17 protein-coding genes and 1 pseudogene are annotated in these 21,201 nt (G+C 61.8%); 7 read left to right on the top strand and 11 right to left on the bottom strand.

Translation table 11 applies throughout. The annotated features are described in order from the left end of the window. Positions 1-11 precede the first annotated feature (11 nt). The 5 genes from ald to V3390_RS07610 all read left to right on the top strand — a co-directional run bounded on the left by ald (position 12) and on the right by V3390_RS07610 (position 5,785). Positions 12-1,079, top strand: coding sequence for an alanine dehydrogenase (ald, locus tag V3390_RS07630; RefSeq protein WP_331704004.1), 1,068 nt, complete (start codon positions 12-14; stop codon positions 1,077-1,079). Between the two features lies 1 nt (position 1,080). Continuing rightward, positions 1,081-3,462, top strand: a complete 2,382-nt coding sequence (locus tag V3390_RS07625; RefSeq protein ID WP_331704003.1) for a DNA translocase FtsK — start codon at positions 1,081-1,083, stop codon at positions 3,460-3,462. Between the two features lie 96 nt (positions 3,463-3,558). After that, a complete protein-coding gene (lolA, locus tag V3390_RS07620) occupies positions 3,559-4,200 on the top strand; it encodes an outer membrane lipoprotein periplasmic chaperone LolA (protein ID WP_331704002.1) in 642 nt (213 codons plus the stop codon). 78 nt (positions 4,201-4,278) lie between these two features. Next, entirely contained in the window at positions 4,279-5,577 is a 1,299-nt protein-coding gene (locus V3390_RS07615) for a replication-associated recombination protein A (RefSeq protein ID WP_331704001.1), read from the top strand. Between the two features lie 37 nt (positions 5,578-5,614). Next, entirely contained in the window at positions 5,615-5,785 is a 171-nt protein-coding gene (locus V3390_RS07610; RefSeq protein WP_331688713.1) for a hypothetical protein, read from the top strand. Between the two features lie 26 nt (positions 5,786-5,811). Here V3390_RS07610 and V3390_RS07605 read toward each other — a convergent pair whose 3' ends face one another. The 11 genes and pseudogenes from V3390_RS07605 to V3390_RS07555 all read right to left on the bottom strand — a co-directional run bounded on the left by V3390_RS07605 (position 5,812) and on the right by V3390_RS07555 (position 18,809). Continuing rightward, the gene (locus V3390_RS07605; protein WP_331704000.1) at positions 5,812-7,506 is read right to left on the bottom strand and encodes an ABC1 kinase family protein; all 1,695 of its coding nucleotides are present in this window, start codon (positions 7,504-7,506) and stop codon (positions 5,812-5,814) included. 74 nt (positions 7,507-7,580) lie between these two features. Further along, entirely contained in the window at positions 7,581-8,804 is a 1,224-nt protein-coding gene (locus V3390_RS07600) for an NAD(P)/FAD-dependent oxidoreductase (protein WP_331703999.1), read from the bottom strand. A 494-nt stretch (positions 8,805-9,298) separates the two neighbouring features. Continuing rightward, entirely contained in the window at positions 9,299-9,919 is a 621-nt protein-coding gene (locus tag V3390_RS07595; protein ID WP_331703998.1) for an SEC-C domain-containing protein, read from the bottom strand. A 47-nt stretch (positions 9,920-9,966) separates the two neighbouring features. Then, complete coding sequence (locus tag V3390_RS07590) at positions 9,967-10,239, bottom strand: hypothetical protein (RefSeq protein WP_331703997.1); 273 nt, start codon at positions 10,237-10,239, stop codon at positions 9,967-9,969. A gap of 67 nt (positions 10,240-10,306) precedes the next feature. Then, the gene (locus tag V3390_RS07585) at positions 10,307-11,365 is read right to left on the bottom strand and encodes a DNA-binding protein (RefSeq protein ID WP_331703996.1); all 1,059 of its coding nucleotides are present in this window, start codon (positions 11,363-11,365) and stop codon (positions 10,307-10,309) included. 247 nt (positions 11,366-11,612) lie between these two features. Next, positions 11,613-13,031, bottom strand: coding sequence for a dihydrolipoyl dehydrogenase (gene lpdA, locus V3390_RS07580; RefSeq protein WP_331703995.1), 1,419 nt, complete (start codon positions 13,029-13,031; stop codon positions 11,613-11,615). Positions 13,032-13,062: 31 nt separating this feature from the next. Then, positions 13,063-13,584: a signal peptidase II gene (gene lspA / locus V3390_RS07575; protein ID WP_331703994.1), complete on the bottom strand. Its 522-nt coding sequence runs from the start codon at positions 13,582-13,584 to the stop codon at positions 13,063-13,065. A gap of 5 nt (positions 13,585-13,589) precedes the next feature. Further along, complete coding sequence (locus V3390_RS07570) at positions 13,590-14,840, bottom strand: sodium/calcium exchanger protein (RefSeq protein ID WP_331703993.1); 1,251 nt, start codon at positions 14,838-14,840, stop codon at positions 13,590-13,592. Positions 14,841-14,939: 99 nt separating this feature from the next. Continuing rightward, entirely contained in the window at positions 14,940-15,260 is a 321-nt protein-coding gene (locus tag V3390_RS07565; protein WP_331703992.1) for a P-II family nitrogen regulator, read from the bottom strand. Further along, positions 15,257-16,762, bottom strand: a pseudogene (locus tag V3390_RS07560) (efflux RND transporter permease subunit); the annotation flags it as partial. The pseudogene V3390_RS07560 and the gene V3390_RS07565, both read right to left, overlap by 4 nt. Positions 16,763-16,865: 103 nt before the next feature. Then, positions 16,866-18,809, bottom strand: coding sequence for a cytochrome c/FTR1 family iron permease (locus tag V3390_RS07555; protein WP_331703991.1), 1,944 nt, complete (start codon positions 18,807-18,809; stop codon positions 16,866-16,868). A gap of 192 nt (positions 18,810-19,001) precedes the next feature. Here V3390_RS07555 and V3390_RS07550 point away from each other — a divergent pair, with 192 nt between their 5' ends. Continuing rightward, entirely contained in the window at positions 19,002-19,445 is a 444-nt protein-coding gene (locus V3390_RS07550; protein ID WP_331703990.1) for a MerR family transcriptional regulator, read from the top strand. Further along, on the top strand, positions 19,442-21,088 hold the full coding sequence (locus V3390_RS07545; RefSeq protein ID WP_331703989.1) for an NAD+ synthase: 1,647 nt from the start codon (positions 19,442-19,444) through the stop codon (positions 21,086-21,088). Before V3390_RS07550 ends, V3390_RS07545 begins: the two co-directional genes overlap by 4 nt. Positions 21,089-21,201 lie beyond the last annotated feature (113 nt).

The raw sequence follows: 21,201 nt of genomic DNA, 5'->3' as shown, positions 1-21,201 counted from the left end.
GGAGTCTACCTATGCGGATCGGCGTTCCCTCAGAAACTAAGACCCTCGAGGGCCGTGTTGCCCTGGTTCCGGATGCCGCAGGCGATCTGGTCAAGCGGGGTCACGAGGTCTGGGTGCAGTCGGGTGCAGGTCTCAAGTCGGGTTTTGCCGACGATGAGTACGAACGCCTGGGTGTACGCATCGCCAAGGATGCTGCCGAGCTGTATCAGCAAGGCGAGATGATCGTAAAGGTCAAGGAACCGATCGAAGGCGATCTGGCCTTGCTGCGCAAAGACCACCTGCTGTTCTGCTATCTGCATCTGGCCCCGCTGCCCGAGCTGACGCGCCGACTGCTCGATATCGGTCTGACGGCCGTGGCCTTTGAAACCGTGGAACTGGCAGACGGCTCGCTGCCGCTGTTGGCCCCGATGTCGGTCATTGCCGGCAAGATCGGCGTGCAAGTTGGCACTCATTTGCTGCATCAGCCTATGGGTGGCAAAGGCAAGCTGCTGGGCGGTCTGCCGAGCACGGAACGCGGCAAGGTCGTGATCTTAGGTGCCGGTGCGGCAGGTGGCGCTTCGGCAGAACTGGCAGCCGCAAGTGGCGCCAACGTTGTCGTGTTTGAAATGCGTCAGGATCGTGCCACGCAAATGATGCGTCTGGGTAACAATGTCACCGCGCTGTATCCGTATCACGATCTGGTCACCAAGGAGGTCGCTTCGGCCGACCTGGTCATCGGCGCCGTACTGGTGACCGGTGCTGTGGCGCCGCACGTGCTGACGCGCGAAATGGTGCGTGGCATGCAACCGGGGTCTGTCGTTGTTGATATCGCCATCGACCAAGGTGGTTGCTTTGAAACCTCACGTCCCACGACGTGGAAAGAACCGACCTACGTCGAGGAGGGCGTGACGCACTTCGCCGTTACGAATATGCCGGGTGCTGTACCGCAGACGTCGTCGCAAGCGATCTGTGCGGCCATCTTGCCGTACGTAAACAAGTTGGCATCGGGCAACTGGCGTCAGGATGCTGCGCTGGTCAAGGGCATCAACGTCGCAGACGGTAAGCTCGTCCATCCGGCTCTGCAAGGTATGCAGCTTTAATATGGCGCAAGCGCGGATCAACAAGAACCGTCGGCAGCCCACCGCAGCCGAACGCACCGTCTCTCCTCGCCGGCAACGTCTCACGCGCGACATGATGATCGTGGCCATCGTGCCCGTTCTTGTGTTCCTGCTGGTGTCGTTGCTGACCTATTCGCCGCAGGATGTAGGCTGGTCGCGCTCCGGTGCCGTTGAGGGCGTAACTCACAATGCCTGTGGCGTGATCGGTGCGTATGTTGCTGATTTCCTGCTGCTGCTGTCGGGTTACGTGGCGTTCGTGCTGCCGTTCCTGCTGGCGGCAGTCACCTGGGTGATTTTGTCGTCCTGGGATGTAGATGGCGATGGCGATGCGGACTTCGCACCGGCCTTGCGTCTGCTGGGTATGGTGACGTTCGTGATCGCCGCAACGGGTCTGCTGCATGTCCGTTTTGGTGATGCGCCGAATCTTCCGGCCCATAGCGGTGGTGTCATTGGCGAGTTTGTCGGTCGCGCTGCATGGACCGGCCTCGGGCCAACCGGTGGTCCGCTGATCCTGTTGGCCTTGGCCATGATCTCGCTGACCTTAGCGACCCATCTGTCCTGGACGCAGGTCATGGACAGGATTGGCGGTGCGGTTCTGAGTCTGGTGCCGTGGTTCAGCAAGTTTGTCGATCGCAGTAACCGCAAGGCCGTGGAGTGGAAGGAAACCAAGGCGCTGCGCGAAGAGCGCGTTGAGGTCCGTAAGCAGGAAGAAGAGCGTCGTGTGACTCGACCTGCCGTCAAGGTCGAAGCGCCGCCGCCGGCAGCGCCGGTCGAAAAGAGCGAACGTGCTAAGCGTGAAACGCAGATTCCGTTGTTTGTCGGTGGCACGGGCGGTCGCGCCGGTGGTGATGGCGATCTGCCGTCATTGGCCTTGCTCGATGATCCCAAGCCGCAACCTGCCGGTTACGATGCCGCAACGCTCGAGTCACTCTCGCGCCAGATCGAATTCAAGCTCAAGGACTTCCGCATTGATGCGCAGGTCGTTGGCGCCTTTCCGGGGCCGGTGATTACGCGCTTTGAAATTGAGCCGGCTCCGGGTATACGGGCGTCGCAAATCTCTTCGCTCGATAAAGACATTGCGCGCGGACTCAGCGTCAAATCCGTACGCGTGGTCGAAGTGATTCCGGGCAAGTCCGTGATTGGTCTGGAGACACCCAACACCGCCCGGGAGATGATCTATCTGTCGGAGCTGCTGCGTTCCTCGGAATACGACAAGTCCGCATCGCCATTGACATTGGCGCTGGGTAAAGACATCGCAGGGCGACCGACCGTGGCCGATCTGGCCAAGATGCCGCACTTGCTGGTGGCCGGTACGACAGGTTCGGGTAAATCCGTTGCCGTCAATGCAATGGTGCTGTCCTTACTGTTTAAGGCATCGCCTAAAGACGTCAAAATGCTGATGATCGACCCCAAGATGCTGGAATTGTCGGTGTATCAGGACATTCCGCATCTGCTGGCACCGGTTGTCACCGACATGAAGGAGGCGGCCAACGGTCTGCGCTGGTGCGTAGCTGAAATGGAGCGCCGCTACAAGCTGATGTCACTGATGGGTGTCCGCAATCTGGCCGGCTTCAACAAGAAGGTCAAGGAAGCTGCGGATGCCGGTACGCCGTTGCTCGATCCGTTGTTCAAACCCAATGCCGAACTGGGCGAGGCACCGCGCGAACTCGAAGCGCTGCCGTACATCGTCGTGTTTATCGATGAATTTGCCGACATGATGATGATTGTCGGTAAAAAGGTCGAAGAACTCATCGCGCGTCTGGCACAGAAAGCCCGTGCGGCGGGTATTCACCTGATCCTGGCAACACAACGTCCTTCGGTCGATGTGGTGACCGGTCTGATCAAGGCCAATATCCCGACGCGTATTGCGTTTCAGGTTTCGAGCAAGATCGACTCGCGCACCATTCTGGATCAGTCCGGCGCAGAGAACCTGCTGGGGCACGGCGATATGCTGTATCAACCGCCCGGCACCTCGATCCCTGAGCGCGTCCACGGCGCCTTCGTCAGCGACGAGGAAGTACATCGCGTCGTCGATTTCCTGAAAGCGCAGGGTAGGCCGGACTATGTGGAGGGCGTGCTCGATGAGATGCAGACCTTGAGCGACGGCACGGCCATTGGTGCGACCGGCTTGCCCGAGGCCGCGCCATCGGTCAGTGGTTCCGAGCAGGATCCGCTGTTCGATCAGGCCGTGCGTGTGGTGACTGAAACGCGTCGCGCATCCATCTCGGGTGTACAGCGTCGTCTCAAGATTGGCTACAACCGCGCGGCCAATCTCGTCGAAGCGATGGAAGCTGCAGGGATCGTGTCGCCGCCGGAACACAACGGCGATCGCACGGTGCTGGCCCCGCCGCCGCCCAAAGACTGAACAGGTTTTCAGTCATTGCCCGCAGGTGCAACGCTCATTCAGTTTCGCTATCGCACACTAAATGCCAGTGAATTGTTCGTACTTTAGGAGTGCACAATGAAAAGGAATCCTCCTGCTACCGTAGCGACTGTAAGCGCGCTGGCCTTGGCTCTGTCGTTTACGGTAGGCTCGGCTCATGCAGGTGCTCGCGACGAACTGAATCGCTTTACGGGCGGTCTGCGCAGCGCTTCGGCGGCGTTCAATCAGCAGGTCTTTACCAGTAAGGGCAAACTGAAGGAATCAACCGCCGGTGGCTTGGCCATGCAGCAGCCCAAACTGTTCCGCTGGGTGTACACCAAGCCGTATCCGCAGACGGTTGTGGCGGACGGCACTAAGATCTGGGTCTACGAGCCCGACTTGCAGCAAGTCACGGTGCGTCAACAAGGCGCCGAAGAGGCGAACTCGCCTTTGGCCGTGCTGATCAATCCGTCGCGCCTGGATGCTCAGTACATCGTCAAGGAGGCCGGCACCTCTGGCGGTTTGCAGTGGCTGTCGCTGACGCCGCGTAAGGGCGTGGACGGCGGATTCACTTCGGCCAAGCTCGGCTTCAATAAGGGCCTGCTGCAACGTCTCGACTTTACCGATGGTCTGGGCCAGCGCACCACCATTAGTTTCAGTAACTGGAAGCGCAACCTGAGCATTCCGGCCTCGAACTTCCGTTTTACCCCGCCTAAGGGTGTGGATGTAATCGGCGGCTGATCGCTTAACCGATCAACCCAGCAAGCCAAACCGCGGGGCCTAGTGTCTCGCGGTTTTTTTGTGAGAGATAATGTAGCGATGACCGATCTATTTCATCGTGCTCCCAATGCGCCATTGGCTGAGCGCATGCGTCCCGCCACCGTTGCCGATGTAGTCGGTCAGGATCATCTGCTGGGTCCCGACATGCCGTTGCGCGCTGCGTTCGATGCGGGCGTTCCGCACTCAATGATTCTGTGGGGCCCACCGGGCGTAGGTAAGACCACGTTGGCGCGACTGATGGCCAATGCGTTCGATCGCGAGTTCATTGCGATCTCGGCGGTGCTAGGGGGTGTCAAGGACATCCGTGAGGCCATGGATCAGGCAACTCGAAATCTGCAACGCGGTCGCGGCACCATTCTGTTTATCGACGAGATTCATCGTTTCAACAAAGCGCAGCAGGACGCATTGCTTCCGTTTGTTGAGTCCGGTCTGGTCACCTTTATCGGTGCCACCACGGAGAACCCTTCGTTTGAGGTCAACTCGGCTTTGCTCTCGCGTGCGCAAGTGCATGTACTCAAGCCCTTGCAGGACGATGCGGTTCTGGCTGTCTTACAGCGCGCGGTGCAGCGGGAGTTCGCCGATCGTGAAGTCTCTGACGAAGCGCTGACTGCGATTGCAGGCTTGGCCGATGGTGATGCACGCCGTAGCCTGGGTTTGCTCGAGCAGGCACTGCAGTCGATCCACGGTCCCTTAGATGCCAACTCCGTGCGCAAGGCGATCAGCGGCGGACTGCGTCGTTTTGATCAGGGTGGGGATCTGTTCTACGACCAGATTTCGGCACTGCATAAATCCGTGCGCGGCTCGCATCCCGATGCTGCGTTGTATTGGTTAATGCGAATGCTCGATGGCGGCGCCGACCCGCTGTACTTGGCGCGGCGTATTGTTCGGATGGCCTGGGAAGACATCGGCCTGGCCGATCCGCGTGCAATGCAAATTGCCAACGATGCAGCCACGACCTACGAGCGCCTGGGCAGCCCCGAGGGCGAACTGGCATTGGCTCAGGCCGTGATTTATCTGGCGGTAGCTCCTAAGAGTAATGCCGGCTACATGGCTCACAAAACGGCTGCCGCATTCGTTAAAACGGATCGCACGCGTGAGGTGCCGCCGCATCTGCGCAATGCGCCGACCGCACTGATGCGTGAGTTGGGTTACGGCAAGACCTATCGTTATGCGCACGATGAGCCGCAAGCCTACGCTGCCGGCGAAACCTACTTTCCCGACGGACTCAGTGAGCCCGGTTGGTATCGTCCGGTCGACCGCGGTCTGGAGATCAAGATTGGCCAGCGACTGGATTATTTGCGCAAGCTAGATGACGATGCCGACTCGAGTGACGCATAATCGGAGACTGTTTCCAATCCGATAGGTCTGTCCAGCTATGCGTCTGTCCGCCCCGAGTTTTCCGATGTGGTTCCTGTCCGTTCTGTTTGGCGGTGCCGGACTGGCGGCGCGGTTCGGCTACTTCCCGCAGGCCCGACCCTTCGAATTCTGGCTGGTTGCGATTGCATTTCTGTTCCTGCTGATCGGTACCGTCTTTAACGACCTGTAAGCGCTTCAGCGCAGCGCGCGGGTCAGTTAGTCAGCGACGCCGCGAGTCTCGGTAGGTTTCGCTTTGCGATCGCGCAGCATGGCGCTAATGACAATGCCAAGGCCGAGAATCGCGGCAATCACGAACAGCACAAAGGCCAGGGCAGGGTAGCCCAGCAACCGCGGACCGGTCTCGGTGCGCATCAGCATCGCCGAAGCCAGAATCAGCGCCGCCACGATGATGCCGGTGCTGATCCGGTTGGCGATCTTCTGCATGTTTTCCATCAGATGCGATTCTTCCAGCCCCGTCATTTTTACCTGCACGCGATTTTCTGCCAGCAAGGTGAGTAGGGTGGATAGCTTTCGCGGCGCACCGCTAACCAGCGACTGCATTTCCATCGCATCGGTTGCCAGTTTGGCGGGCGAGAAGGCCTGTTTCATACGCTGACGCATGATGTGCTCGAGATGGCCTTCGACCACAGCCTTCACGTCGAGCTCAGGATCCAGTGCATCGCAGACGGCCTCAAGATTCAGCAAGGTCTTGCCCAGCAAGGAGAGCTCGGGTGGTGTGCGCAGACCGCAGTCGGTGCCCAGTAACGTCAGATCGAGAACGAGACGGCCCTCGGAAACCGTACGTTTGCCGCTGGCCGAATGATAGCGCGCAACAAGTTGTCCCACTTCACGCTGATAACGGTCGGGTTCGAAATCCTCGAGTCGCGTACCCATGGCAACGGACTCTGCGGCAACATCTTCGCCGCGGCCATCTACCGCTGCAAACAGCAGTTTAAGCAACTGCTCACGACGTTTAGGCGGAATGTGCGCAACCATGCCCAAATCGAGCAGGGCGATGTGCGCATCCGGTGTGACCAGCAGATTGCCCGGATGCGGGTCGGCGTGGATCTCACCGTGTACAAAGACCTGATCCAGATAGCCGCGCATGACGGCAGCTGCGAGGTCACCGAGGGGCTCTTCGGCGCGACGCATACCGCTGATGTCGGTGGCTTTGACTCCATCGATCAGATCCATAGTCAGAACGCGTGACGTGCTCAGATCCCAGTTCGGCTGCGGAATCACCAGCAAAGGCTCGCTGGCGAAGTGCTGACCGAAACGTTCGAGATTTTCAGCCTCGCGGCGATAATCGAGCTCGGCCAACAGTGATTTACGGAATTCGTGCACCCATTCGCTGAAACGAATGCGACGGCCCATATCGGTCCATTTGTCGGCCTTATCGGCAAGACCTGCAAGAATATCCAAGTCGGTCCGAATCAGATTGGTGATATCCGGACGCTGCACTTTGACGGCGACTTGGCGACCGTCACGCAAGGTCGCTCGATGTACCTGCGCAATGGATGCCGAGGCCAGCGGTTGCTCATCGAACTGAGTAAAGATCTTGCTGATCTTGACGCCGAGTTCCTGTTCAACGCACTCACGAACCACATCGAACGGTAATGGCGACACGTTGTCCTGGATGCGTTCCAAGGCCACCAGATATTCCTGCGGGACCATGTCCGGGCGTGTCGACAATGCCTGACCAATCTTGACGAAGGCCGGGCCCAGCGCCTCAAGATCCTCAACGAATTGCTCAGGGCGGCCATCGGTGGAGATATCGGCGGCGTCCTGAATCTCGGCCGCATCGACATTCAACCCTGTGAACACACCACTGCTGCGGTGCTTCAGGAGGAATTTGAGAATGTGCGCAGCACGGGCAACCGTACCGACTTGTGCAGGAGTGGTCTCGTTCATTGCGGTAAAAGTTATAAGGCAGATGTGTCGATGGTGCCAGATTGGGCGCCAAGATGGCGTCAATACCGAATCCCTCAGGCGTGGCCGGTGCGCTCGAACGCGTAGAGATCGGAAAGCAGATGGCGTCGGCCCTCAATGTGAGCACGAATAACTTGAGCACCGAGGATAGAGTAGGTGATGCCATTGCCGCCGTAACCCATGGCAAAGTGGATCCGCTCGCCATGTTTGGGGTGGCTGCCAAAGTAGGGCAGCCCATCGGTCGTTTCAGCAAAGGTACCCGCCCAACTGAATGATGGCGTCCAGTCCGTTTCGGGCAGATAATGCTGCATTTTCCGTTGTAGCTTCTTCAGATTGGCGGGCAGGAGCATTGACCGCTTGGCTTCGTTATCCACCGCATCGTCTTCACCGCCAATCATGCAACGGCCATCGGGTGTACGACGCGTGTACAAATACGGACGTGCGGATTCCCACATCAGCGTGTCATGCATCCATTCGATTTGCGGATCGATGCTAGGTTCCGTGACGTAGGCGTAGGTACTGCGGCACGAGGCGACCTTGACTCCGAGCTGGCGGATTGCCGCGTAGCCGGTGGCGACGATGACGTGGTCTGCGGTAATTGTGGTTCCGTGTTCTGTTTGCGCGATGCATTGGCTGCCAAAGGTGCGCACACTCACGATCTTTGAGCGGTCGTGTACTGCTACCCCTCGTTGTCGGAGTCCGGACAATGCGGCATAGGTGTAGCGATAAGGATCCATACTGGCCGCGCGAGCAGACAAGATGGCGGCGGGACTGTTTTCCAGGCCGTAGCGATCCTGCAAGTCCTCGGAATCTAGCCACCGCACTTCAAAGTCATGTTGCTTGCGCAATTTCAGCTCCTGCTGCATGGCGTCGACCGCGCGGCGGTGGCTGGCAATATACAGACTGCCTGCACGCCGGAATGCTGCCTCAGGGATATCTGCCGCTCGTGCCTCTAGCAAATCTAAGGCCTCGAGGCATGAATGGTATGCAAGTACCGCTGTCGCCTCATCGTATTGCCGGGCGAGCTCCGTCATGGGCGTGTCAATTTCATATTGGAGCAAAGCGGTTGAGGCCGACGTGCTGCCCCAAGCGACATCGCGCCCGTCAATTATCAGGGCCTGGTGTCCGGCATCGGTCAATTCCTGGGCAATTAGGGTTCCCGTGATGCCGGCGCCCAGAATGAGGATTTCGGTGCGGACATCGGCCGTGAGTGGCGGAAATGCGATGGGCAGGCCCGCGTTTACGGACCAGAACGGATAGCCGCTGCGTACATCCTTCATTCGAGTTCCTATGCTCTATGACTCGTTCGCCAATGTATCGGTCCTAATGTATCGGTCCTAATGTGAGCGTGGAATGAGGGCGCCGATATACTAAACACTGCAGGAACGGTGGCATTGCCCGCTTTCCATTCGGAAGGTTACATAATATACATTATGCGAAATAATAGATTGCCTGTAATGGCAGCGCGTCCCCGCCTAAAGCGACCCATTCTCACCATTCTGGGCATTCTCGAGGAGATCGGACTAAAAGTGTGAGTTTTAGGAGACTAAAAGTGTTAGGAAATCTTTTTAGTACTAACACACACCTTTAGTCCGGAAGCGGCGTGGAGCTTCCCTGCACCTCAATAGGCCGGCAATAGCAAATCGGACTAAAGGTGTCATGTTCGAAAATCTCCTCAGGACTAACTCACACTATTAGAGGGTCGGCAGGGATTCATGCAAAAAACAGCCGTTCGGCACCTAACCTTCTGATGTGAAGGGATTTTGGCCTGAAGCTATTGGCCGAAAACGAGGTCGAAGCTGCGCCCGTGGCACCGCTTGTACTTGCCGCCGCTTCCGCACAGACATGGATCATGGTCGCGCAGGCCCGATGATATGGAATGGCCGAGAAAGCTCTGCGCCATCATCAACGGCTCGATCTCGTGCACCGGAACGCTGACCTGCCCGTATTGGGAGGCGCGTTCGCCGCGATTCATCACTTGGACAATGGCCTCGGACGCCTTGATGAAGTGACGAACTAGCAAGTCGTCTCGCACCGGCAACCTGACGTTATCTACCGCAGTGCCGGTATACGTGCGCCGTGCGTCGGGCACGAACAGGATCGTGGCCTCGCCGTGCGGCTTAGGCGTGATCTCGACGAGCTGACCCTCGGGCGAAACCCAGACCGCATGAAACTCCGCCTCGACCATCACATGCGGCCATTCCCAAATCTGCCAGCCGCACAGCATGCGTCCACTGGCACGCGCGATCTTCGCCTCCACATTCGGGAAGCATTCGTTGACCACCGCGCCGGCTTCGGGTTGAACCGTCAGATAGACAGGGTCCCCGCCCGGAACCACTTTCTCGATCAGCTGCTGGATATGTCGGGTGATGCGCGGCGGCGTGGTGGTCTTCAAGTCACTGGCTCCAATCTTCAAGTGATCACGCTATGCCCGGGGATGCTTCAGCCGATGAACCCGTGCATGGTCCGATAGACCCTGTCCATGATTTCGGTGCTGCGGCCGGCAGCCACCAGCGCTGCGGGCGAATCGCCGAGTTCCCGGAATGGACTGCACACCCACTGCGCTGCCGTGGGTTCATCGAAGCCCAAGCGCAGGATTTCCTCTGCGAGCGCGGGATCGGCGGCTTTCAGTTCATGCCAGACAACGAGACAGCGGGTTTTGTACTCGCTCTCGGCGGCAACGACGGCATCGAGTGCCAGACGCAGTGCATTCATAGCGAAAGCTTGTCCTCCATGTGGATCTGTCGCTTCAACATGCCTGCCCCAAGCTACTGTCCCCAGGCTAGGCCTTCGGAGTCTCCCGGGATGAGACTGTCGATCGATCCGGGGTTTCGGGCTTGCCTTCCTGCGGGCGCAATTGCGCGAGCAACGTCTCCAACGTCTCCAACCGGACGCCGGCGCGCAGCGCCTTTGCTTCGGCCTGCTCGCGGCGCTCCCGCTCCTTCGCGGCGTCGGCGCGGGCGCCGGTCAACTCGGTGTGAGCGGCTTCCAATACCTGGAGGTCCTGGGCCCACCGTGCCTGCAGAGCCTGGTGCTCCGCCGCTGTCTGTCGCAACGCGTCCAATTCCTGTTGTTGGGCTTGGGCCGCTTGGCGGACCTGGGCCAATTGCCGTTCCAGGCGACCGTGACGTTCGAGCCACTGGCCGTTGTCGCGATTGAGCTGCAGCAGTTCGTGGTTCTTGGTGGTCAGGGCCTCATTGGCCTGGCGCAGTGCCACCTGCAGTTCCTGGACCTGGTGCTCGTGCCGGCGTTGTTCCTGGTCGCGCTGCTCCTTCACCGAGGTCCGGTAGTGCTCCAGTGCCTCGCGGGCATGCTGGTGCTTCTCTTCCAAGGATCGGGCGTGGGCCTCGTGCTCGGCCAGGCGCATGGTCAGGCCGGCGATCCGCTCTTCCAGTTGCCGGATCGAGATCGTCGCCTCTGCCAAAGCCTGGCGCGTCGACGCGTGGTCGGTTTTTTCCGCCTGCAACGCGGTTTCGGTGCGTTGCAGTTGGGCGCTCAGCGCGGCGCCTTCCTGCTGCTGGCGTTCCAACGCCTGGTTGCGTTCCTGCAGCTGGGCCTCGAAGCGCTGGCGCGCCTCGACGACCACCGCTTCGGCCTCGTCATGCAAGCGCCCGGCCAGCCGGCCAACCAAGTCCTGCAGCGCTTCGCTGACCGCGACCTTGGCGCCCAGTCCTTGCCCTTCCTCTTCCTCCAGTTCCTTGAGGTAGCGGTGGATGGTGGTTTTGGAGCCGGTGTTGCCCAGCGCCACCCGGACTGCGTCCACCGAAGGGTGTTTGCCCTGTGCCCGCAATGCGTCGCGGGCCTTCTGGATGTCGCTCTTGTACAAGCCGCCACGCGCCATGATCGTCTCCTGACGATTTCATAATGTATTACATACCATGTAATTACATACTGTTTCAACACAGCAGGTGGTTGTAAATTAGCCTGAAAATTAGGCGGGATAATGGCGGATTATCCCGCCCGATGGGTCTGCCCCGCTATTTCGCCCTTCTTGTGAGTATGAAAACGGCCACTACGGCGCACGATATGTCTCGGGCAGTAGCCCAAGCTGGGGGTTACTGACGACCTCGTCTGTCAACGATGCAGGCTCACCGCGCGATATGGATCGCCCATGCGCCGGCATCCATCGCCGCTTCCTTGAGCGCCTCGGGCAATGTCGGATGGGCGTGGCAAGTGCGCGCGATATCGTCGGCGGCACCGCTGAACTCCATGGCCACCACTGCCTCATGGATAAGCGAACCGGCCTCGGGACCGAGGATATGCACGCCCAGGATTCGGTCGGTTTCGGCGTCGGCCAGGACCTTCGCCAAGCCCTCCGTCTGCGCCTTGGCTCGAGCGCGACTGTTGGCATTGAAAGGAAAGCGGCCCACTTTGTAGTTCACCCCAGCTTCTTTGAGGGCCTCTTCGGACTGGCCGACCGAAGCCGCCTCAGGCGCCGTGTAGACGATGGCGGGAATCGCGTCGTAATTGACATGCCCCGGCAAACCAGCGAGCTGCTCGATCAGAGCGATGCCCTCCTCGGTGGCCTTGTGCGCCAGCATCGGTCCCCCGATCACATCGCCAATCGCATAGATGCCAGCCACATTCGTGCGCCAGTGCGCGTCCACGGTGATGAACCCTTTGCGATCGCGCTCGACGCCGATCGCCTCCAGCCCCAGTCCTTCCGTATACGGGCGACGGCCCACCGCCACCAGCACCCGGTCGGCCTGGAGTTGCTCGCTGGCGCCACCGCTGGAAGGTTCCACCGACAAGACCACATGGTCGCCCTCGATTCGCGCCGCTGTGACCTTTTGCGAGAGCCGGAACTCGAATCCTTGGTGCTGCAGCACCTTGTGCAGGACTTGGGCCAATTCGCTGTCCATGCCCGGGGTGATCCGGTCCAAATATTCGACCACCGTGACTTCGGCGCCCAGACGCTGCCAGACCGACCCCAGTTCCAGGCCGACATAGCCAGCACCGATCACCACCAGGTGTTTGGGCACCTCAGGGAACGACAAGGCGCCCGTCGAGGAGGCGATGCGATCCTCATCGATCGGGACATCCGGCAGTGTCGCGCCCTCGGAGCCGGTCGCGATCACGATTGACTTGGCCAAGAGCGTTTGGCGAGCGCCATCGGCGACAGCCACTTCCACCTGCCCGGGCGCGGCGATCGAGCCGGTGCCCAGCAACCGCGTGATCTTGTGCTTGCGGAACAGGTAATCGATGCCGTCACCCAACCCGGAGACCACCTTGTCCTTATGCCCGAGCAAGTTCGCGAGATTCAACCGCAGGCCATCGAATTCGATGCCGTGAGTGGTGAACTCGGTCTTGGCCGCCATAAAGCGCTCGGACGATTCCAGCAGCGCCTTCGAGGGAATGCAGCCGATGTTGAGGCAGGTGCCGCCCATGCGCTTGCGGTTCTCGATACACGCAACCTTCATTCCCAACTGCGCGGCACGAATGGCGGCAGGGTATCCGCCCGGGCCACCGCCGATAATGATCACGTCATACGACTGCTCGGCACTCATGAGGTTCTCCGCTGTGCGTCTTGTGTAGTTTCTATGGCCGCGACTTCGTCTTGCCGAGCGATGACCCGCGCAACCCGGTCAAGGCAATAGCCATGGCGCCGATGACAATCGCCGAATCGCTGAGATTGAATGCCGGCCAATAGTGGTCGCGCCAATGCCATTGGATGAAGTCTACCACGTGACCACGCAACAATCGATCGATTACATTGCTCAACGCGCCGCCGATCATCAGCGCGTAGGGCAACGCGACTTTCCATTCATGCCGCGACGTCTGGCGCAGCCAATTGCAGAGCAGCCCTGTGATACCCAGCGCCAAGACGATAAAAAAATACTTCTGCCAACCGCGTGCATCGGCGAGGAAGCTGAACGCCGCACCGGTGTTGTAAGAGCGATACCAGTTCCACCAACCTTCGATGACCGGAACTGCGGTGTACTCAGGCAGTGAGATCAGCACCCAGTATTTAGTCCACTGATCAGCCGCGATCACGAAGCCTGACACGATCAGCCAGCCAAGGGCATTGGGTTTGGGGTAAATGCGGTGCGCTCCAGACATCGAAGTCAACCGCCGTCGGGCTGACGAACTTCCCGCGCGGCTCGCAGAATGGACGGCAATCGCCGCGCATCTCGTGCCAGCAACAAGGCGGTCAGTACCAGATACACCCACGCCATGGCCGTCAAGACCGCGATCTCGCGCGCCGGAGTGGCCTGATAGAAAAATGCGAGCCCGAGCTGGGTCAGGAACAGCACGATCAGCGCGGTCGCGCCCCACATGCTCAGCCGTAGCCGCAACAGCAACGCGAGTGCGAACATCGATTGTGCAGCGGTCAGGAAAAATTCCTCGTGCTGGCGCGCGTCCAGCGGCAGCGAGGTCAATTCGCCGGCACCGATGCTCATCGCGATCGGCAGCATGCCGACCAGCAGGGTCCACTGGTTGATCTTGTCGCTGATCATGGTGGTCAAGCCGGCGCGGGCGCGGCCATCGAGCACGAACAGAATCGCAATCGTGACCGCGGGTGCTTCGCTTGCCAGCGGTGCCAGCCACTGAATCAGCAGGAACTCGTCGATGCCCAGGTGTCGACCGGAAGCGACCAACGATTCAGCGAAAGGTTCGGCGGCCAACAGGATCACACCGGCCGCCAACACGCTCATCACGGCCATCACCGTCCAACGCTTTGCGGGCGACAGTTGTGCGATGACAGCTCCCGGGCCGGGCTCTTCGTCCTCCTCTTCTTCCTCGTTGTCGGCGCGCGAAGTGCGCCACAGATACGCACAGAACAACGCGCCCAGCACCAGGAAGTCGAATACGCCGATGCGATCCTTCAGCACGATGACGAAGGCATACGCGCTGGCCAGGGCGAGGAACACGATCTCGACCGAATTTTCGTACTGCAACGCGATCCCGCGCTGTCGCGATCGCCACCAGTGCAGGCCTACAAGCAACGGCCACGCCAGACCGATCAGCAGGCGGTTGGCGCCGGTCATGTTGGCCGCCGCATACGCGACGTAACCCGAGGCCGGATCCTGCCCGGCACGGTAGGCGTAGTAGAAGTCGACCGCGTACTCCGGCAGCACGGTAATCAGCGCGACCACGGCCAGCACGAAACCGGTGGCGATATATTTCTCCGCTGCCTCCGCACCCCACGACAGCAAGAAGCCTGCGGCCAGAATGGCCAACCCGAACAGTGCTACGTCGCCCCCGGCACCGGCACTGCCACCGGTCAGGCGCAGACAGGTGGCCGGCAGGACGGCGGCGACCGCAATGCTCACGGGCAGAACGAATTCGCGGACGGCATTGTGGGTGCGGGTCATGTTCGATTTCCTTTGCGATCGGCCTGCGATGGACGGATGTTCAACTATAGCAGGCGCGACCGACCGAAACCTGCCGCGCCTGCGTGGCCAATCCCATGATCAACGGACTTCGTTGATGGGGATCGACTGATCGATGGGACTGACGTAAATCCAGCCTGCATCCGTCCGGCCGGTGCGCCCGACACGGCGGAAGATCTCCGCCGCGCGATCGACATCAGCGTCCTCGCAGAACAGTTCCATCTGCACTTCGCTGATCACCTGGTCGCCAAACTCGACCGAATACTCCTGCTCGCGCGCACTGAGTGCGCGCAGCAGGCCTTTCACATCGAACAGGCTGAGTCGCTGGAAGCCGGCGGCTTCCAGCGCGTGGATCAAGTCCGAGACGCGATTGCGGTGCACGAACGCCTTGATCTGTTTCATGACGCAGTCTCCTGGGAGTTGTGCTCGGCCGCTTGGCGGTCGGAGCGGTTTTCAAGCCATTCGTACAACACCGGAAGCAGGATCAAGGTGAGCAGCGTCGAGCTGATCAACCCGCCGACCACGACCGTCGCCAACGGACGTTGGGTTTCCGCACCCACGCCACTGGAGAGCAGCATCGGCACCAAGCCGAGGATCGCCACGCTCGCGGTCATCAACACCGGTCGCAATCGCAGCGCCGTGCCCTGCACCACTGCCTCGCGCACCGACAGCCCCTTCTCACGCAGCTCGTTGAGGAAGCTCACCAGCACGATGCCGTTGAGCATCGCCACGCCGAACACCGCGATAAAACCGATCGCCGAAGGCACCGACAGGTACTGGCCGGTGACAAACAACGCCAGCAGGCCGCCGATGGTGGCGAACGGCACGTTGGCCAGAATCAACGCGGCGTACTTGACCGAGTTGAAGGCGGTATAGAGCAGCACGAAGATGAAGAAGATCGTGATCGGCACGATCAGCGCCAGCTTCGCCAGGGCTCGCTGCTGGTTCTCGAACGCCCCGCCCCACTCGATCCAGTACCCCGGCGGCAGCTTCACCTGCTGCTTGATCGCCGCCTCAGCATCCTGGACGAAACCGTCGACATCGCGACCTCGCACGTCCATCTGGATCACCGCATAGCGTTGCAGTTGCTCACGACGGACGAACGAGTAACCTTCGGCCACATTGATGTCGGCGACTTCCGACAGCGGCACCAAAGCACCGGTGGCTGTGCGTAGCGGGATGCGACGCAACGACTCGACCGAATCGCGTGTCGCGTCATCCAGCCGTACCGCGATATCGAAGCGCTTGACCCCATCGAGTAATACGCTCACCGGTTCGCCACCCAGTCCGTTGCGGACGATGGTCAGCACCTCCTCGGCGTTCATGCCGTGGCGGGCCAGTTCGTCACGTTTGACCGCGATGCGGATCTGCGGCTTGCCGATGTTAGCTTCCAAGGCGAGATCGGCCACGCCAGGCACCTTGTCCAGCACGCGCTTGATGTGGCCGCTGAGTTTGTCGAGCTCGCCCAGGTCTTCGCCGTAAAGCTTGAGCGCCAGCGTGGCGCGCACGCCGGAAATCAATTCCTCCACGCGCATCTGGATCGGCTGGGTGTAACCGGGCACCACGTTCGGCACGACCTTTTCCAGCGCCTCCTGCATGGCCGCTTCGAGCTGCTTGATGTCGCGGCCCGACTTCCACTCGTCCTCGGGTTTGAGCGCGGTGTAGATCTCCATGTAGTTGACGTCGGCGGTCTCGCCCTTCTCGGCGCGGCCGATCATCGCCAGCGTAGTCTCGACCTCGGGGAACTGCTTGAACGCCGCAGCGATGGTGTTGCTGGTGCGGATCGATTCGTTGAGCGAGGTCGACGGGATGCCGGTAATCCGCCACATGATCGAGCCTTCCTGCAGTTGCGGCATGAACTCCTTGCCGAGGAACGGGAATAGCGCGAGGCTCGCCACCAGCGACGGCCAGCACCATCAACGCCGCCGGCACCATCACCGCCGGGTAACTGCCGTAACGAATCAGTCCTTGTATGTGCATGTCAGATCCTTGGGCAGAGGCCCTGCCTCATTGGGCCGCCACGCGTGAGGTGCGGGCATTGAAATAGAAACCGCCCATGGCGATGACCGCGACAGTCAACTGGGCCAGCAGCGACTGCCAGGACGGATACACGCCCAGCCAGTCGATCCGCGGCGCGGCAACGAGGGCTTGGCCGACCCAGCCGGCTTCCTGCAATGCCGCCACGCCCTTGCCAACCAGCACGACCGCGAGCACCGCAATCAGGATCGAGCTGATCGAGAAGAACTGGCCGATGGGCAAACGCTTGCTCATGCGCAGCATCCAGTAGGCGACCGCGGCGAGCACGACGCTGCCGGCGACCAGTCCGCCCAGGATCGCGGTGCTGTTTTCCTGGCTCCACATCGCGATGAAGAACAGGATGGTTTCGAACACTTCGCGATAGACGGCGACGAAGGCCAGCAGGAACAGGAACACCGCCGAGCGTCGCGTCAATGCCGCCGAGACCTTGGCGTGCAGGTACTGCTGCCAGCGGCCGGCCAGGCTCTTCTGGTGCATCCAGATGCCCACGCTCAGCAGCACCGCGGCGGCAAACAATGCAGAGACGCCCTCGGTCACCTCACGATTGGCGCCGCTCACATCGACCAGGTGGGTCGCGATCGCCCAGGTCGCCACGCCGGCCAGCAACGCGCCGATCCAGCCCGCGTGCACCGCCGGCAGGGCCTCGCGGCGCTCGGCCTTGCGCAGGAAGGCGATCATGCCGATCACGATCAACAGCGCCTCGATGCCTTCGCGGAGCAGGATGGTGAAGCTGCCGAGGAACGCCGTGGTGCGATCGGTATGCGCGTCCTGCAGCACGCCCTCGGCGCGGTCGAAGAGTTTGGTGACCTGCGCGGCCTGCGCGGTCGCGTCGGCCACCGGCACGCGCCGGCCGATCATGTCGCGATAGCGCGCCATCGTCGTTTCGAGCTCCCGCATCAGGGCGTTGTCGCGGGCGGCGAGCGTGGGTTCGACCGGCTCCACGCCGTCCAGATACGCCGACAAGGCGGCGGTCTTCGCCTGCAAGGCGTCGCCGGCCTCGTAGGCACTGAGACTCTCGGCCATGCGTTGCCGGGCCAGCGCGAATGGCCCGACCGTCGCATCCGACGCTGGGCTCTGCATCGCCTGCGGGTGCGCACGCAGATAGGCAACGATGGCCCGCGCTTGGGCGGCCTGGCTGCCGGCGGCCACCAGGTCCGCCTCGCTGGTACGGGTCAGCGCTTCCAGCGTGGGAATGCGCTGGCGCCAGGCGGAATCCTCGCGCCACAGGGTTTCACCCTCGGTCCGCATCTCCGGCGAATGCGACAAGCTGCCGACATGGAACGCCAACGCCCAGCGATCCGCGTCGGGCAGCGACGCGAAGCTCGTCATGGCCGTGCCCTGGATGCCTTGCGAGATCGCCTCGTACAACGCGAAGGGCGTGCGCCGGGCGGCGCGGGTGCCATCGGTGAAGGCGATCGGCGGCGGGTCTAGGCTCGCGGCGGCCGGGCCGTCGCCGGCGCCCGACGGGCCGTGGCAGGCGGCACACTGCGCGGCGTACAGGTGTGCTCCGCGGGCCGGATCAGGCGGCGTCGCCGGCACGGCGCCCACCGGATAGCTGGCCAGCAGGCCGTCGGCCAACTGGTGCGCCAACGCAGCGACGTGCCCGGCGTCGGCCTTGCCCTCGACGGCTGCGACCAGTTGATCCGCCTGGCCAATCAGCGCAGCTTGGCCCGGCGTGGTCGGCAGCACGGCCAATTGGCTCTGCACGGCGCCTGCAAACTCGCGCATCTCCGCGTACTCGGCCTCGGACACGACGCGGCCGGCTTGCACGGCCGCGCTGTAGTCGACGGCCACATAGTCCAGCAATTGCCAGGTCTGGCGTGGATTCACCGGCGTCGCCGGGGCCGCAAAGACCGGCAGGCATAGCGAGGCCAACAGAGCGATCAGCAAGCCACGGCAGAAGGAGTTCGTCACGGAGAGTGCCTAAGGGGGAGAGGGTCGAAAACGGGAATGGGAACCAGTTGCAGCTGCACAGGGTAAACCTCGTACCACCTACAGGGTCAAGTGGCTGCATTTCCTGGCATGGCGGCCTCCCTTTTGCAGGGTATAGCGCCCGTAGGCACCACAGGGTAAACTCCGTAGCTGCTATAGAGTCAAGAGGCGACGATGAAGATCAGCGAAGCGGCCGAATCCAGCGGCTGCCATCTGGAAACCATCCGCTACTACGAGCGCGTGGGACTCATGCCCAAACCGCACCGGACCGCCAGCGGTTACCGCGAGTACCGCGACGAGGAGGTGGATCGGCTGCGCTTCATCATCCGCAGCCGCAACCTGGGCTTCAGCTTGGACGAGATCCGCAGCCTGTTGCGGCTGGAGCACAACCGCACGTTGTCCTGCGCCGAGATCGATGCCATCGCACGCGAGCACCTGGCCGATGTCCGCAGCAAGGTCCGCGAACTCAACCGCATCGCCCGCGAATTGGACCGCACGATCAACGCGTGTTCGGGCGGCGCCCGCGGCCAATGTTCGATCCTGGCCACCTTGCGCGAACCGCCGCCGGCGAGCCGCACCAAATCGCCGGGCGCGTCGCGGACACGGCGGCCCGCATGAGTCTACGCATCGCCTTGGTCCAGGCGGATTTTCCCGTCGGGGACATCTCCGGCAATGCCCAGCGCATTGCCGCACGGATCGCCGAGGCGCGCGATCGTTACCGCGCCGATCTGGTGCTGTTTCCGGAACTCACACTCAGCGGCTATCCGCCCGAGGACCTGCTGCTGCGGCCGCAGTTCCTGGCCGATTGCGCCGCCACGTTGCACCGCATCGCACAAGAGGTCACCGGCGTCGTGGCCGTGGTGGGTTGGCCGGAAGCCGTCGGGGCGGTGGTCTACAACGCTGTGAGCGTGCTGCGCGACGGAGCCGTCGCAGCGACCTACCGCAAACGCGACCTGCCCAACTATGCGGTATTCGACGAGCGCCGCTATTTCACGGTCGATCCGGACGGTGGTGCGTGCGTGTTCGAGGTTCACGGCGTCACCGTGGGATTGCTGATCTGCCAGGACCTGTGGGGGCTGGAGCCCACGGTTGAAACCGCCGCCACTGGCGCGCAGCTGATCCTAGTCCCCAACGCCTCGCCATTCGAGCGCGACAAGCATGCCGAGCGCGACGCGCTGCTATCTGAGCGTGCCCGCGACAATCAGGTTGCGCTCGCCTACGTCAACCTCGTCGGCGGTCAGGATGCGATCGTGTTCGACGGCGCCTCCTTGCTGGCCGATGCCGATGGGCAGGTGCACCCGGCCGCCATCGCCTTCGAGGAACATGTGCTGGCTGCCGACTTCGATCCTGTTGCGCGCTCCTTCACGCCGGTAGCCTGGCCGATCGATACCGACGTCGGCCGTGACGCCGTCGCCTGGCGCGCGATTGTGCGCGGGCTGCACGACTATTGCCGCAAGAACGGCTTCGATCGGGTCTGGGTCGGCTTGTCGGGTGGGCTGGACTCGGCGGTGGTGCTGGCCATGGCCGTGGATGCGTTGGGCGCCGGCCGCGTCACCGCGGTGCGTCTACCGTCGCGGTTCACCAGCGCGTTGAGCGACGACCTGGCTGCGGCGCAGTGCGCGACCTTAGGTGTGGCGCTGCGGACCGTGCCGATCGACGCCCCGTTCCAAGGCTATCTCGACACGCTGAGCGATCTGTTCGCCGGCAGGACGGTCGATGCGACCGAGGAAAACCTGCAGTCGCGCACGCGCGGCGCGGTGCTTATGGCGCTGAGCAATAAGCTTGGCGGCTTGCTCCTGACCACCGGCAACAAGAGCGAGTACGCGGTCGGCTACACCACGATCTACGGCGACATGTGCGGCGGCTACGCCCCACTCAAGGATGCATACAAAACCGAGGTGATCGCGTTGGCACGCTGGCGCAACACCGTGGGCGGCACGCCGGTGATCCCGCCCGAGGTGATCGCACGGCCGCCGACGGCGGAGTTGCGCGAGCACCAGATCGACCAGGACACGTTGCCGCCGTACGATGTGCTCGACGCGATCCTGTTCCGTCACATCGACCAGGAGCAATCACGCGAGGAGATCCTGGCGGCCGGGTTCGCCGCCTCCGTGGTCGACCCGGTGCTGGACCTGGTACGCCGCCACGAATGGAAGCGGCAGCAGGCGGCGCCGGGACCGAAGATCTCGCGCCGGGCGTTCGGACGCGAACGGCGCTACCCGATCACCAATGCCTATGCCCAGGCGCTCCCCACGCGGTGATCCCATGAGCAGCGTTGACCGCTACCTCGAAGCCGCCACCCGCGCCAACACGCGGCGCAGCTATGAGTCGGCGGTCCGCCACTTCGAAGTCGAATGGTGGACAGAGGTGCGGA

It is taken from the genome of Aquilutibacter rugosus, from assembly GCF_036541335.1.
Classification (GTDB): domain Bacteria; phylum Pseudomonadota; class Gammaproteobacteria; order Xanthomonadales; family Xanthomonadaceae; genus Aquilutibacter; species Aquilutibacter rugosus.
The sequence above is the reverse complement of the archived record's forward strand: the minus strand, read 5'-3'. Positions and strand labels throughout refer to the sequence as shown.

Excerpts from the sequence above, each read along its gene's own strand:
- V3390_RS07565 (WP_331703992.1), bottom strand. The coding sequence starts at position 15,260 with ATGAAACAGATCAAGGCGTTCGTGCACCGCAATCGCGTCTCGGACTTG.
- V3390_RS07590 (WP_331703997.1), bottom strand. The coding sequence starts at position 10,239 with ATGAATGCACTGCGTCTGGCACTCGATGCCGTCGTTGCCGCCGAGAGC.
- lspA (WP_331703994.1), bottom strand. The coding sequence starts at position 13,584 with ATGTCTGGAGCGCACCGCATTTACCCCAAACCCAATGCCCTTGGCTGG.
- V3390_RS07585 (WP_331703996.1), bottom strand. The coding sequence starts at position 11,365 with ATGGCGCGTGGCGGCTTGTACAAGAGCGACATCCAGAAGGCCCGCGAC.
- ald (WP_331704004.1), top strand. The coding sequence starts at position 12 with ATGCGGATCGGCGTTCCCTCAGAAACTAAGACCCTCGAGGGCCGTGTT.
- V3390_RS07610 (WP_331688713.1), top strand. The coding sequence starts at position 5,615 with ATGCGTCTGTCCGCCCCGAGTTTTCCGATGTGGTTCCTGTCCGTTCTG.
- V3390_RS07615 (WP_331704001.1), top strand. The coding sequence starts at position 4,279 with ATGACCGATCTATTTCATCGTGCTCCCAATGCGCCATTGGCTGAGCGC.
- V3390_RS07625 (WP_331704003.1), top strand. The coding sequence starts at position 1,081 with ATGGCGCAAGCGCGGATCAACAAGAACCGTCGGCAGCCCACCGCAGCC.
- V3390_RS07570 (WP_331703993.1), bottom strand. The coding sequence starts at position 14,840 with ATGACCCGCACCCACAATGCCGTCCGCGAATTCGTTCTGCCCGTGAGC.
- V3390_RS07605 (WP_331704000.1), bottom strand. The coding sequence starts at position 7,506 with ATGAACGAGACCACTCCTGCACAAGTCGGTACGGTTGCCCGTGCTGCG.
- lolA (WP_331704002.1), top strand. The coding sequence starts at position 3,559 with ATGAAAAGGAATCCTCCTGCTACCGTAGCGACTGTAAGCGCGCTGGCC.
- V3390_RS07550 (WP_331703990.1), top strand. The coding sequence starts at position 19,002 with ATGAAGATCAGCGAAGCGGCCGAATCCAGCGGCTGCCATCTGGAAACC.
- V3390_RS07545 (WP_331703989.1), top strand. The coding sequence starts at position 19,442 with ATGAGTCTACGCATCGCCTTGGTCCAGGCGGATTTTCCCGTCGGGGAC.
- V3390_RS07600 (WP_331703999.1), bottom strand. The coding sequence starts at position 8,804 with ATGAAGGATGTACGCAGCGGCTATCCGTTCTGGTCCGTAAACGCGGGC.
- lpdA (WP_331703995.1), bottom strand. The coding sequence starts at position 13,031 with ATGAGTGCCGAGCAGTCGTATGACGTGATCATTATCGGCGGTGGCCCG.